We start from the raw sequence: 11,973 nt of genomic DNA on the forward strand, positions 1-11,973 counted from the left end.
CAATGACGACCATCGACGACCGGCAGCGTCCCAAGAAACAGCAGGTCGCCTCGCTTCAGGGTGGCTGACCTGGTGGGCAACGGACGAGTCGACCTGTACGCCGGATTCTGCTAGAGCCGTAGGGTGCGGGACATGCCTACGGAAGAGGAAGTTGTTCTTCGCCTTGACCGACCGACAGCCACGTCGCTCGCGGACCTGATCTACAACGTCGGCGAGAACCAAGCCGCCGGCATGCCTATCGCTCAGTTGTCGACAGACGACAGCAAACGGCTCGGGCGGGTGCTCCATGACCTCTGGCGAGCCTTGGGCATCTCGCTCCCGTACGGCGACGTTGCCGGAAAGGATCCTCGTCGCCGGATCTGATGTCGTCTCGCCGGGATGGCTGACAGCAGCGGTGACAGCAACGTGCGGGGAGGAGTGCAGCCGTTGGCAGCCGGACGCAGACGGCCTTCCGAGGTCGAGGACCCGGACGGACCCCGCCGGACGGAGCGCCCAGAACTTGTAAACGAGCCGTCAGGCAGCGAGGCAGCAAGAAGGCAGCGCGAGCCTCGATGCCGGCCAACCAGGAACGTGAACCGACGACGCCCGGCACCTGCTCGTCGATGCGGGGCCGCCACCATCTGACAGCGGCCGGCAGTCTGAGACCGCATTCCCCCGACGGGGTTCGTCGACGGTTACGACAGGGTCAGCGGCCGACGCGGATGCGGTCGGCGGCGTACAGCTCGCGGGATCCGTCGGCTCGGAAGATCACGATGACCGGGATGCCCTCACCGATCTCCAGGTCGCGCCGTTCAGCCGGGGTCGGCATACGCGCGGTCGCGGTGTCGCCCTTGAGGAGGGTCACCGTTTCGGTCGGCTCGTCGGCGCGGACGAACGTGCCGCGCGGGGGTTCCACGATCACGAGCCCTTCCGACCGGAGTAGCGCTACCGCTTGTCGGACGCTCGTGCGACTCAGCCCGTACTCCTGAGCCAGTCGCAACTCGCTCGGTAGCGATGCGCCGGGCGCGAGGTCGCCAGACGTGATCCGGTCTCGCAGGAGGTCTGCGAGCTGCCGGAACACGGCCCGATCCGCGCTGGGGTCGATCACAAATGTGACGCTACGTGTTGGACGGCTCTACATATCATTGTATCTACAGTCCTACGTCGTTACGGTGACATGAGCTGGGACAACAGTCGCGATCGACTCCGGCCCGCCCGCGACATCGACAAACATCCGAAGGGAGGCCCGTGCCACACGTGTCGTACGAGGAGTACTTGGTGGCCGTCGCGCTAACCCTGGCGAGGCGGCACCGGCCGGTCTGGTCATGGCAGCGATGGCGGCAGGTCTGCCGATGCGGGGGCGAGTTGCCCTGCCACACGAGGCATCGAATCCCAATCAACCGAGGTCACTGGCCGTCAGAGGACGGCCGGCTATCCGCTCCGTCATGGGAACCGCCGGCCGGGCGGAGGAAGCCCGAGTGACGACCCACCTCCCGATCACGCCGGCCTGGACCTGCGGTGGCTGCGGCGCCGACTGGCCCTGCCACACCCGCCGTCGAGAGCTACGAGCGGAGTACGACCGAGCCCCGGTATCGCTCGCGTTCTACCTGGCAGCCCAACTCGTCAACGCCGCGCAGGACCTGGCACACGTCCCCGCCGGCCACCTGCATCACCGATTCCTCGGCTGGACTCGATGAGCATCCTGCGACCCGGGGATGAGAAGTTCCACTACAGCGACGGCTCCCACCGATGGATCCCGCCGGACCCCGACTACGACCAGGAGATCTGGGACGAGCAGGTCCGCCAACACAAGCACGGCCACCTACGGACGGCGACCCTGCCCTTCCTCACGACGGGTGGTTGCGTCGTTCCCGGTCGCGTTGCAGTCGCCGGGTCGCCACCGCGGCGGCTGTCAGTAGGACCACTAGGAGCGGGCAGGCGTAGATGACGGCAAAGCCCAGTCCGATATTGGCACCGATCTCCCCAGCGGTCAGCACCCGCCAGAACCAGCCGACGATGGCACCGACCCCGACCAGCGGAATCAGGATCCACCACCACCCGAAGGCGACCTTGCGGGTGTAGGTGCCCAGGACCAGAACGCCAGACGCACCGATGGCGCCGATGCACGCCAGGACGCCGACGATGCGCTCACCCGCGGGACCCAGGTTCACCGGACGGATCGCGTAGTCGAGTTCGACGCCCTCAGCGTCGAGTTGCCGCGCTGCCTCGTTGGTCTGATCGCCGACGATCCACCAGAACACCACCGTCACGGCCACGATCAAAACGACGGCCGCCAACTTCAATGACGCTTGATTCATTTTCGTCATGTGTTGTCACCTCTCCGCGCGAACCTGTTTTTCTCGGCTGGTCGCCAAGCATTGCGGGCACAGGTAGCGCGGGGCGTGAGCACTGCTACTCAGCAATGGCCTGCATAGCAAGCCTGTTGAGCGACCCGTCCATCAGAAACGAGGCAGCAGCGGACGATGCGACGGGAGTTGGCCTGGTCGCGCGGGAAGCCTGAGTCAACCTTGAGGTCAACGAGTGTCGAGTTGCGCACGGGCGCGCATCAGCGCGAATCCGAGAAGGTTCGGGCCGCGCCACCGAGCAGGGTCCTCGGCACGCGGATCCGTGGCCGCCAGTCCGATGCCCCAGACGCGATCCAGAGGGCTGGCTTCGACAAGTACCCGGTTGGCCGTGCGGGACAGGTACAGCCCGAGGTCGGGATGCTGGCTGAACTTCGCCACGTTGCCGGCGACGACCAGGTCGAAGCGGTGTGCATCCCAGATGGCCTGATCGAAGTCGCGTACCTGCCGGCCCAGGGCCTTGACCGCGTTCGGGTGCGACGCCGTCACCATCCGGGAGGCGATCGCTTCGTCACCGAACAGACGAGCCTTGCCGACCATCATGTAGTGCTCGGCCGTCGGGTAGCGGACGCCGTCCACAGTGAACGGGGCCGGCCACCACTGGCTCAGGCACCCCGAGCCGATGCTGCCGTCGGGTTGGGGCTGGTGGCCCCAGAAGAACAGGTACTTGGGACGCCCACCATCGGCAACCAACGCCTGCAGTGCGGGCAGGTCGTACGGCAGGGAATCCGTCTCGGGCACGTCCAGCAGGGTGCCAGACGTGTGCGCTCAGGCACCAGTGGGTTCGCGACTGCCGAGGCGGGAGTGCGACGGCCTGACGAATCGGCGATCGTGGCTGCTGAGGCGGTCCAGTGGTCCGGCTGCGCGCAGGACGACATCGAGCGCCAGGTCGGGGTCCGCTACGTAGGCTCCGCTGGCCCAGGCTGCGTTCGACTCGATCACGGCCCAGCGACCGTCGATGACCCCCACGTCCACCACGATGGCGGTGGGCAGTGTGTGACCGACACTGGCCAGCAGGTCTTCTCCGAAGGCGAGTGCGTCGGCGGACGGAGGTCCGAGAAGCAGCCTTCCCCGCTCGGCGTACTGGCTGCCGACCTGAACCGCGCCGTCGAGCAGGTGCAGCCGGTACTCGGCGGTGAAGTCGACGATGTCGCTGACGAGTACGGGTGTCCGCCGGTCGATGGCGTCGGGGCCGGGCAGGCGGGACCCGTCTGTGTAGATCATGGCCTTGATGTTCTTGTCGTTCGGCGACTTGACGAATGCCGGTCGACGGAGTTCGTAGGCTTCCCCGAGCGTGACCAGGGTGATCTCTCGGCGTGTGAGCTCCCGGGGCAGTAGGGCCAGCCAGTCGTGGGGAGCCTCCAGCGGGGCGATTCCGAGCAGTGGAGCGACGACGTCGGCGAAGGTCGGGCCGGCATGCAGGTGGTCGGCTCGCAGACCAGCGGGCACGTCGAAGGTGGGTAGCTGCACGGTGCGAAGCCCTCGCCGCTCCGCGGCGTCGCGCAATGTCAGAGCGGATGCGGTCAGACGCGGTGGCAGGACGAGTGTCACGGACGGAATCATGTCGTACCGGGTGGCCGGGCGCCGCAGGCTGAGGGCCCGAGCGGTGCTCCGCGCCCCGAACGTTCGCTTGCTTCGGAGCCTGGCGCCCAGGGCCGACGCAGTTATCCTCTTCAAGTGCCGGCCCGTGGAGATCGTTGACGCGGTGGCGGCACTGCGAAGGGACTATCGACATGCCCCGTGTGGTACCGGCGGTCAACCGCGCACTCGACGTCCTCGAACTGTTCGTGGACTGCCCTGAACTGTCGGCCCGCCAGGTGATGGAGCGGCTCGACCTGCCCCGCACCACCGTCCACGAGCTGCTCGTCACTCTTGAGGCTCGCTCGTACCTGATCTCCGTACCGGGCCAGCCGGTGCGTTATCGGCTCGGCATGCCGCTGTTCCAACTCGGCGCGGCGTTCGCCGGCCGGCTTGATCTGGTCCGTGAGGCGCAGTGCGTCGCGCGGGACGTGGCCGCAGCGTGCGACGAGGCGGTCCACGTGGCGGTGCTCGACGGCGCGGATGTCATCTACCTCGTCAAGTTCGACAGCACGCACCCGGTTCGGATGGTCTCCGCGGTCGGGCGGCGGCTGCCGGCTCACTGCACGGCGGTCGGCAAGATCCTGCTGTCCGACCTCGATCCGGCCGGCCTGGACGCCGTCCTGACCAACGGCGCCCTGCCCGGGATGACGCCGGCCAGCATCACCGACCCGGAGCGCCTACGCGCACATCTCGCCCGTGTGCGGGCGGACAGCGTCGCCGTGGACATCGGGGAGTCCGACACGGCCATGCGCTGCGTCGCCGCGGCGATCCGAGACCACTCCGGTGCGACCATCGCCGCGATGAGTCTGTCCGCGCCGATCATCCGCTGGACAGCCCAGGCGTACCGGGAGTGGACCGAGCTGGTTCGCGAGGGCGCGGCCACGTTGTCGACCCGGATGGGCTACCGGGCCTTGCCTCGATAGCCAACCTCCCGTTTTCGGTTCGAAACATCATCGAAACATTGACATTCTTCTCAGAGCTGTTCTAGCGTCGCGTCCACTTGATGCGGTATTTCGAACTGAGTTCGAAATTTCGAACGGCGGTGGTCCCGTGGCCCGACCGAACTGGAACATCAGCGCCCCCTTCTCGGCCTGGTCGCCGATCGCCACAACGCACTGACCGATGCGGGCGACGCGCATCCGTGGTCGCCGTCATGAAGACACACCTGTTGCACGGGCTACGCCCTCGGCGTGCCGTGCCGCAGGGACTTGAGGGAGGCGAATGTCCATGGGATACAACCCAGCCTGGTCACGACGCGGCTTTCTGGGGATGGGGGTGGGGGTACTCGGCGCAGCCGGTCTGGCCGCGTGTGGAGGCGAGTCCGACTCGCCCCCCAAGGTGCAGCCGGAGGTTCCGCAGGAGCTGATCGACGCCGCCGCGGCGATGAAGGGCTCCTCGATGGGGATGCTGTCGCAGAAGCTGTACTCGACGGCGGCGAACGAAGCCCTCGACGGCTCGATCAAGAAGTTCGCCGACACCACCGGGACGAAGATCGAGAACAGCCTGGTCCAGGCCGACGCCGGTGACGTCGTGGCCAAAATCCACGCCGAGGTCGAGGGCGGGGTGGCTCGCGACCTCGCGTTCATGACCGACTCACGCTTCGTCGCGCAGTTCCAGGCGCTGGGTGACCTGGAGGACGTGACGGACGTCGTCCAGGCACTGACGGCCAAGTACGGGGAGCCCTGCGCCGAGGCCAAGAACTTCTGCGTCTTCGACGGCAAGTGGTTCGCGATCCCGTACCACTTCATCGGGATCGGGTCCTTCCTGCGCAAGGACTGGATGCAGGACAAGGGCATCACTCCGAAGGACATCTACAGCTGGGAGGAGCTGCGGGACCTCTGCCTGGAAATCTCCGATCCGGCCAAGCGTCGGTTCGGCTGGGGCATGACCGTGAACCGATCCGGTGACGGCAACGGCATGATCGAGGCGTTGATCAACGCGTACGGCGGGTCGATCGCCTCCAACGACGGCCGGAAGGTCACGTTCAACTCCCCCGAGACGGTGCAGGCCGTCACCTTCCTGGGCGACATCTACACCAACGAGAAGTACAAGCGGATGCTGCCGCCGGGCATCGCGAGCTGGACCGACACCAGCAACAACGAGAACTGGCTCGCCGGAATCCTCGGTTACACCCGCAACCAGTTCAGCGTCTACGCGGACTCCCGGACCAAGAAGAACCCGGTGCACGCGAACACCCACGTGTTCTCCGACTGCATCGGACCGGCCACCAACAACCCCCTGCTGCTCGGCCAGTCGCAGGGCTTCGTCGTCTTCAAGGGCGCCAAGAACCCCGGGCTCGCCAAACTCCTGGCGCAGTACCTGGTCAGCGCGCCCGCGCTGCTCGGCGTCGCGAAGGAGGCTCCCGGCCTGGTCATGCCCGCCTGGGAGAAGGTCTGGGACGCCGACCCGTTCTTCACCAGCGGCGACCCGGCCTTCCCGATGCTGCGCAAGATCACTGAACTGAAGCTGCCGTTGAACACGAAGAACGGCCTGGCCTTCCCGCAGAAGGCCAGCGCCGGCCAGCAGGCCGTCGGCTCGGCCTACGTCCTCACCGACATGATGCAGCAGGTCGTGCAGGGCACCGCGCCGGCGCAGGCCGTGACGACCGCGCACGCGAAGATGGTGCAGATCTTCAACCAGCAGGGGCTGCCGCAGTGAGCTCGGTCCGTCCTGCGCGGGTCCCGACGGCGAGGAAATCCCCGCCGTCGGGACCCGGCTCTCTCACCATGATGCAGCGGCGGCTGGGGCGTGACTGGCGGCTGGCGACACTGTTCCTGGCACCGATGGCCCTGCTGGTCGGCGCGCTCGTTCTCGTGCCGATCGCCAGGTCGATCCTCACCAGCACCACCGAACGGCACGGGCAGGACACAGTGTTCGTCGGTCTGGACAACTACCTCGCGCTCATCGGCGACGACCAGTTCCACACGGGCGTGGTGAACTCGTTCGTCTTCACCGCGTACGCCGAGATCTTCAAGGTTGTGCTGGGTTTGTCCGCGGCCCTGCTGCTGCATCATCGCCGTCGCGGGCGGGCCCTGCTGACCGGGCTGCTGCTGGTGCCGTGGGTGGTGCCGACGGTGGTGACGGCGTTCAGCTGGCGCTCCCTGCTCGACCCGATCTTCGGCAGCGTCAACACGCTGCTCACCGCAACCGGAATCGGGCCGTTGCTGGCCAGCGCACACCTGGTCGACAGCTGGCCGGCGGGTTGGCTGTCCGACCCGGAGCTGGCCATGCCGTCGGTGATCCTCGTCAACGTCTGGAAGGGGGTGCCGTTCTTCACCGTGTGTTTCCTCGCGGGGTTGAAGGCCATCCCGGCGGACCTCTACGAGGCGGCGACCATCGACGGCGCCTCGTCGGTGCAGCGGTTCATGAACGTGACGCTGCCCGGGCTGCGTCACGTGCTCACCGTGACGGTGACCCTGTCGTCGATCTGGACGTTCAACAACTTCGACCTCGTCTGGCTGCTGACGCAGGGCGGCCCGGGCGACGTGACAGCGCCGTACGTGCTCATCGCCTACTCGAAGGCGATCCTGCAACTGCAGTACGGCGCCGGCGCGGCGGTCACGCTCGTCATGCTGCCGGTCATCGGCGGGCTGGTGTTCGTCCTGGTCAGGTTGTTGCGCCAGGACACCAACATCAGACTGCCCCGACAACGCCAGGCGGCGTGGCGGATCGGGGCGCGGCAGTGGGCCGGGACGGTGCGGAAGGCGCTGCCGTGGGTCGTCACCGCAGTGGTCACCGGTCTGCTCTTCTGGGCGTCGCCGGAGATCTTCTGGAAGGCGGCGGTGGTCCTCGGGGTGATTCTGCTGATCGCGGTGGCGGTCGGCCGGGTGGTCTCGACCCTGCAGTCCCGGGGCGGTCGACGGTCGTCGTCAGCGGTGTCGGGTCTGGGGTCCTGGGTCGCGCTGGCCGGGTTGCTCTTCTTCGTGCTGGGCCCGCTGTACTGGATCGCCGTCACGGCCTTCAAGTCCGAGGGCCAGGTCGTCATGCGCACCGATGACCTGTGGCCGACGCCGTGGACCCTGGAACAGTTCGGTGCCCTGTTCGCCAACCAGCCGTTCGGCCGCTGGTATCTCAACACCCTGCTGGTGTCCGCGGCGTCCACCGCGGTGGCGCTGATCTGTGCCGCCCTGGCGGGCTACGCACTGGCCCGGCTGCGGTTCCGCGGAGCGCAGGGCTTCACCGTCACGGTGCTGCTCACCTACGTGATGCCGGGCGCGCTGCTGTTCATCCCGCTGTACCAGATGCTCATCGGGGCGCGGCTCACCGACTCGTTGTGGTCGCTGGTGGTGACGTACCCGACCTTCACACTGCCGTTCGCCACCTGGCTGCTGGTCGGTTACTTCTCGTCGATCCCCATCGAGTTGGAGGAGGCTGCGCTCGTCGACGGCTGCACCCGCATCCAGGCGTTCGGCCGGGTGGTGCTGCCACTGGCCAAGCCGGGGCTGCTGGCGGTCGCGCTCTTCACCCTGACCAACGCCTGGAACGAGTTCCTGTTCGCCTTCGTGTTCATCACGAAGGACGAGTACAAGACGCTCCCCGTCGGGATGCAGTCGATGATCGCCGGAGACGTCGTCCCACAAGGACAACTCGCCGCGGCGTCGCTGCTCGTCAGCATCCCAGTCGTGGTCATGTACGCCCTCGGGCAGCGCTTCCTGACCGAAGGTCTCACCGCGGGCGCGGTGAAGGGGTGAGCCGACGGGCCGCTGGTGCGCGATCGGCACCAGCGGCCCGACAACGGACCGTCCCCACGACAGCTCCGGCAAGCGTCGGGTCAACCAGTGACTCGGACCGCTTCCACATCTGCCGCGATCATCGAGAAGACGGCCATGTCATGTGCCTTCTCGCCATCCCAATCGGCCATTCGCAGGGTGCCCTCCCGCTGGTATCCGGCCCTCTCCGCGACCCGCAGGGAAGCGATGTTGTCGAGCCGGGCGCGCAACTGGATACGGCGCATTCCACAATCGGTGAGCGCCCATCGGCCGACCTCGCGGGCGGCCGTGGTCGCGTAACCCCTGCCGCGACGACTGGCCCGCACCCCGTAGCCGATTTCGCCGCGTCCGGCCCTCCAGTCGATGTCCCGCAACCCGATGCTGCCGACGATCTCGCCTTCGGCCGTGTCCACCATCGCCAGACGCACACCGTCGCCGGCCAGCCGTTGGCGCGACAACCCGGTCAGCCACTCGTCCACGTCGGCGACGGTTTGCGGCGAGCCTGGCGGCAGTCCGCTCCGATCATCGGCGGCCACGAACGCCGCCAGCTGGGTGGCGTCCTGCGGGCCGAACTCACGGATCTCCAGACCACCCGAAATGATCTTCACTGGTGCGAACATGGTGGGGAGCGTAGAGCCAGGTCCCGAGTCATCGCGCACCTTTACCTCGCCGGAAGGGGGCCAGGCGCCGGGACGTGTGGCCGCCATGAATACGGTGCGCTCACGCGGTCTCGGTTCCGGTCTGTGCCCGGGTGTAGGTAAGGAAAAGAGAGCCACTGTCCAGAACTGTGTGGTCGGTCAGACGCCAGGTGCGAGGCGCGAAGACGGCCTCGCGACCGAACAGCGGAATACCAGCGCCGACCGTCAGCGGAGCGAGCTTGACGATCAACTGGTCGATCTCCGGGTAGAGGGCCCCGGCCAGGGCGCCACCGCCGATCACCCAGATGTCCTTGCCGTCGTGGCGCTTCAGCTCTCGTACCGTGGCAATGGGGTCCTCGGCCATGACCTCGACGGCCGGGTCCGGGCTCTCACCCAGCGTGCGGGAGAACACCAGGTGGCGCAGGTGCGGGTAGGCGTCGGTGACACCGGCCTTCAGCCCCACCTCGTAGGAGTGACGGCCTTCCAGGACCGTGTCGAACCGACTGCCCGCGTCGGTGATGCCGATCGCCTGCCGGGCCGGGCCCGGCAGGGTCTCCGGGTACTCGGCGACGAGGTGGTGCAGGTAGTCGTCCGGGATGGGCCAGAAGCCGTCCGGGCCGGTGGGGTCGGCGCCATCGGGGCCGGCGATGAATCCGTCCAGGGTGACCGCGACGTAGTAGACGAGCTTGCGCACGAGTATCTCCTTGCTCCGGTGCCGGATCCTGTTCTCGATCCGACAAGCTCAGCCTGCTCGGAGACGCGCCCGTTCGCAAGATCGTTTTGTTGCAGGCCCGGAGCTCGGAGCCGTCAGGCTCCCCATTGCCCGTTCATGCCCTCCACCACTCGGCGTTCTCGCCGGCATTCAGGATCCCGGGTACGGCTCGGGCGGCACCCTGGCGAGCAGCGCCGACAAAACCCGACAGTCCAGCGCGTGCAGATAAGACATTCAAACGGATCGCAAGCCTAATAAAACGGCCCGAGAGCGCGCGAATTCGTTTGTCGGCCACGGCTACTCTCAGCGCGCATCCATTCAGGATTCACTGACTCACGGGGAGAACAGATGAAGCCTTGGCACCTACGCTCGCTCGTCGCAACCGTGGCGGTTGCCGCGATTGCCCTGTCGATCACCAGTCCGGCGGTAGCGGCACCCGCGACCAGTCCGGTGCTCGACATCGCGTCCATCGCCATCGACAGTACGCAGGTCGACGTCACCGAGAACTACGCGACAGTAAATCTCAACTGGACGATCACCAACCGCTCCACCAAGGCCCGGGGGATCAGCGGCGCTGTTGAACTGCGGCAGTTCGCCGGCAACGAGCAGATCGGCCAACCCCGCACGGTCAGCTACAACCTGGACTGGGGCCGGGCACAGGTCGGGGGTTCGGGGACAGCCCAGGAGTCCACCTACACCTACCAATTCACGGTCCCGCGCTACGCGCCTGTGGCGGAGACGGTCTGGCGGGTCACCAAGGTGACCATCGCCGACGATGTCGCGCACGCCCGCACGGTGCGCAACCCGGGCCCGGCCGCGCTCTCCGTCACCCAGATCGTCGACGCCGAAGGGCCGGTCGCCGAGCAGTTGTACTTCGACTTCGACCAACCTCGCAGCTTCTACGACGACGGTTCCGGGGTGACGCTGCGCTACGCGGTGTACGTCGTCGACAACTCCGGCTTCAAGAAGGGAAAGCTCACCCTCACCGGCCCGAACGGCACGCGGGTCAGTGGCACGTTCCAGCTCATCCAGGACGGGTCGCAGTGGTCCTGCAACGGCCAGGTCGCCTGGGACCCGACGTGGGTGACGTGCTCCGTCCCGGTCACCGTGCCGGCCGGCTCACCGTCCGGCACCTGGCGGGTCTCCCGGCTCGACCTGACCGACAGTTGGGGCAACACCCGGACCGACACGTCACCGGAAGGAGCGGCTCCGGTCCAGGTGAGCCGCAACGAGGTGCTCAGCGCGTCGAACTTCGCTCTGACCAAGACGGAGGTGAACAACTGGCGCGGTCCGGCCTCGACGGCACTCACCTTCCGGCCGCAGGGCGTGGTTGGTGGCCTGACCTCGGTCGACGTCGAATTGTCGTGGTGCTCCCAGTCGTCACACACCCCGGTGGTCGGTGACGACGGATCAGCCTCGGTAGAGATCGTCCTCCACTCCTCCTGGATGAGCTCCTGCTCGGTCAACGGGGTCAGGCTGACCGACGGGGCGGGCAACGTCGCCCTCTACGGCGCGGCGTACGGTGCTCCCGACCTCGGCCTCACCGTCACCCGGGTGAAGGACGAGAAGGCGCCGGTCGTGCTCTCGGCGACGCTACCCAAGGCGACGTGGACGCAGCAGGAGACCGAGGACGCCTGGGGGCTCGGCTTCGACGTCACTGTCGAGGTGGACGACTTCGCCAAGATCCAACAGTTCAGCGCGACGATCTACGACAGCAACGGGGAGCCGAAGGGCGGGATGTCCGGCGGTGAGCACGACGACGGCACCGGCGTCTTCCGACTCGCAGTGTCGACCGGCCGAATGGAGCCGGGGCAGTACACGATCGGATTCTCGCTGACCGACGAGGCCGGAAACGACAGCGCTTGGGGTTATCCGAACAACGCCGGCACCCCGATTCCGAACGGTCCGCTGGTCCTGACCGTGGTGCCCGACTGACGTCCCGGTCCGGCCCGGCCCGATGGGTCGGGCCGGGCCGCCGCCCGGTTTCGCAC

At 67.2% G+C, this 11,973-nt stretch carries 12 protein-coding genes; 6 read left to right on the forward strand and 6 right to left on the reverse strand.

From position 1 onward, the window contains the following. Positions 1 to 132 precede the first annotated feature (132 nt). Positions 133 to 363, forward strand: coding sequence for a hypothetical protein (locus FHU34_RS00130; protein WP_244311511.1), 231 nt, complete (start codon positions 133 to 135; stop codon positions 361 to 363). A 322-nt stretch (positions 364 to 685) separates the two neighbouring features. On the opposite strand, the gene FHU34_RS33985 is transcribed toward FHU34_RS00130, so the two are convergent. Beyond that, a complete protein-coding gene (locus tag FHU34_RS33985; protein ID WP_145778116.1) occupies positions 686 to 1,087 on the reverse strand; it encodes a GntR family transcriptional regulator in 402 nt (133 codons plus the stop codon). Between the two features lie 370 nt (positions 1,088 to 1,457). Between FHU34_RS33985 and FHU34_RS00145 the strand changes: the two genes are divergently transcribed. Continuing rightward, positions 1,458 to 1,676: a flavin reductase gene (locus tag FHU34_RS00145; protein ID WP_145778118.1), complete on the forward strand. Its 219-nt coding sequence runs from the start codon at positions 1,458 to 1,460 to the stop codon at positions 1,674 to 1,676. Positions 1,677 to 1,826: 150 nt separating this feature from the next. Here the strand turns inward: FHU34_RS00145 and FHU34_RS00155 are convergent, their stop codons facing one another. The 3 genes from FHU34_RS00155 to FHU34_RS00165 form a co-directional block, all read right to left on the reverse strand. Next, positions 1,827 to 2,306 (reverse strand): hypothetical protein, encoded by a 480-nt coding sequence (locus FHU34_RS00155; protein WP_145778120.1) that lies wholly within the window; start codon positions 2,304 to 2,306, stop codon positions 1,827 to 1,829. 207 nt (positions 2,307 to 2,513) lie between these two features. Continuing rightward, a complete protein-coding gene (locus FHU34_RS00160; protein WP_145778121.1) occupies positions 2,514 to 3,083 on the reverse strand; it encodes an NADAR family protein in 570 nt (189 codons plus the stop codon). Positions 3,084 to 3,110: 27 nt separating this feature from the next. After that, positions 3,111 to 3,893 carry an ATP-grasp domain-containing protein gene (locus tag FHU34_RS00165; RefSeq protein WP_145778122.1) on the reverse strand — a complete coding sequence of 261 codons (783 nt, stop codon included), beginning with the start codon at positions 3,891 to 3,893 and terminating at the stop codon, positions 3,111 to 3,113. A gap of 182 nt (positions 3,894 to 4,075) precedes the next feature. Between FHU34_RS00165 and FHU34_RS00170 the strand changes: the two genes are divergently transcribed. The 3 genes from FHU34_RS00170 (at position 4,076) to FHU34_RS00180 (ending at position 8,614) form a co-directional block, all read left to right on the forward strand. Continuing rightward, positions 4,076 to 4,846, forward strand: coding sequence for an IclR family transcriptional regulator (locus FHU34_RS00170; RefSeq protein WP_145778123.1), 771 nt, complete (start codon positions 4,076 to 4,078; stop codon positions 4,844 to 4,846). 304 nt (positions 4,847 to 5,150) lie between these two features. Next, on the forward strand, positions 5,151 to 6,581 hold the full coding sequence (locus tag FHU34_RS00175; protein WP_145778124.1) for an extracellular solute-binding protein: 1,431 nt from the start codon (positions 5,151 to 5,153) through the stop codon (positions 6,579 to 6,581). 71 nt (positions 6,582 to 6,652) lie between these two features. Next, positions 6,653 to 8,614: an ABC transporter permease gene (locus tag FHU34_RS00180; RefSeq protein WP_244311512.1), complete on the forward strand. Its 1,962-nt coding sequence runs from the start codon at positions 6,653 to 6,655 to the stop codon at positions 8,612 to 8,614. 80 nt (positions 8,615 to 8,694) lie between these two features. Here the strand turns inward: FHU34_RS00180 and FHU34_RS00185 are convergent, their stop codons facing one another. Both FHU34_RS00185 and FHU34_RS00190 read right to left on the reverse strand, forming a co-directional pair. Beyond that, the gene (locus FHU34_RS00185) at positions 8,695 to 9,252 is read right to left on the reverse strand and encodes a GNAT family N-acetyltransferase (RefSeq protein ID WP_167524735.1); all 558 of its coding nucleotides are present in this window, start codon (positions 9,250 to 9,252) and stop codon (positions 8,695 to 8,697) included. Positions 9,253 to 9,352: 100 nt separating this feature from the next. After that, entirely contained in the window at positions 9,353 to 9,964 is a 612-nt protein-coding gene (locus tag FHU34_RS00190) for a dihydrofolate reductase family protein (RefSeq protein WP_145778127.1), read from the reverse strand. Between the two features lie 366 nt (positions 9,965 to 10,330). Here FHU34_RS00190 and FHU34_RS00195 point away from each other — a divergent pair, with 366 nt between their 5' ends. Continuing rightward, on the forward strand, positions 10,331 to 11,917 hold the full coding sequence (locus FHU34_RS00195) for an Ig-like domain repeat protein (RefSeq protein ID WP_145778128.1): 1,587 nt from the start codon (positions 10,331 to 10,333) through the stop codon (positions 11,915 to 11,917). Positions 11,918 to 11,973: the final 56 nt, after the last annotated feature.

The sequence above is a fragment of the Micromonospora taraxaci genome, assembly GCF_007830095.1.
Classification (GTDB): domain Bacteria; phylum Actinomycetota; class Actinomycetes; order Mycobacteriales; family Micromonosporaceae; genus Micromonospora; species Micromonospora taraxaci.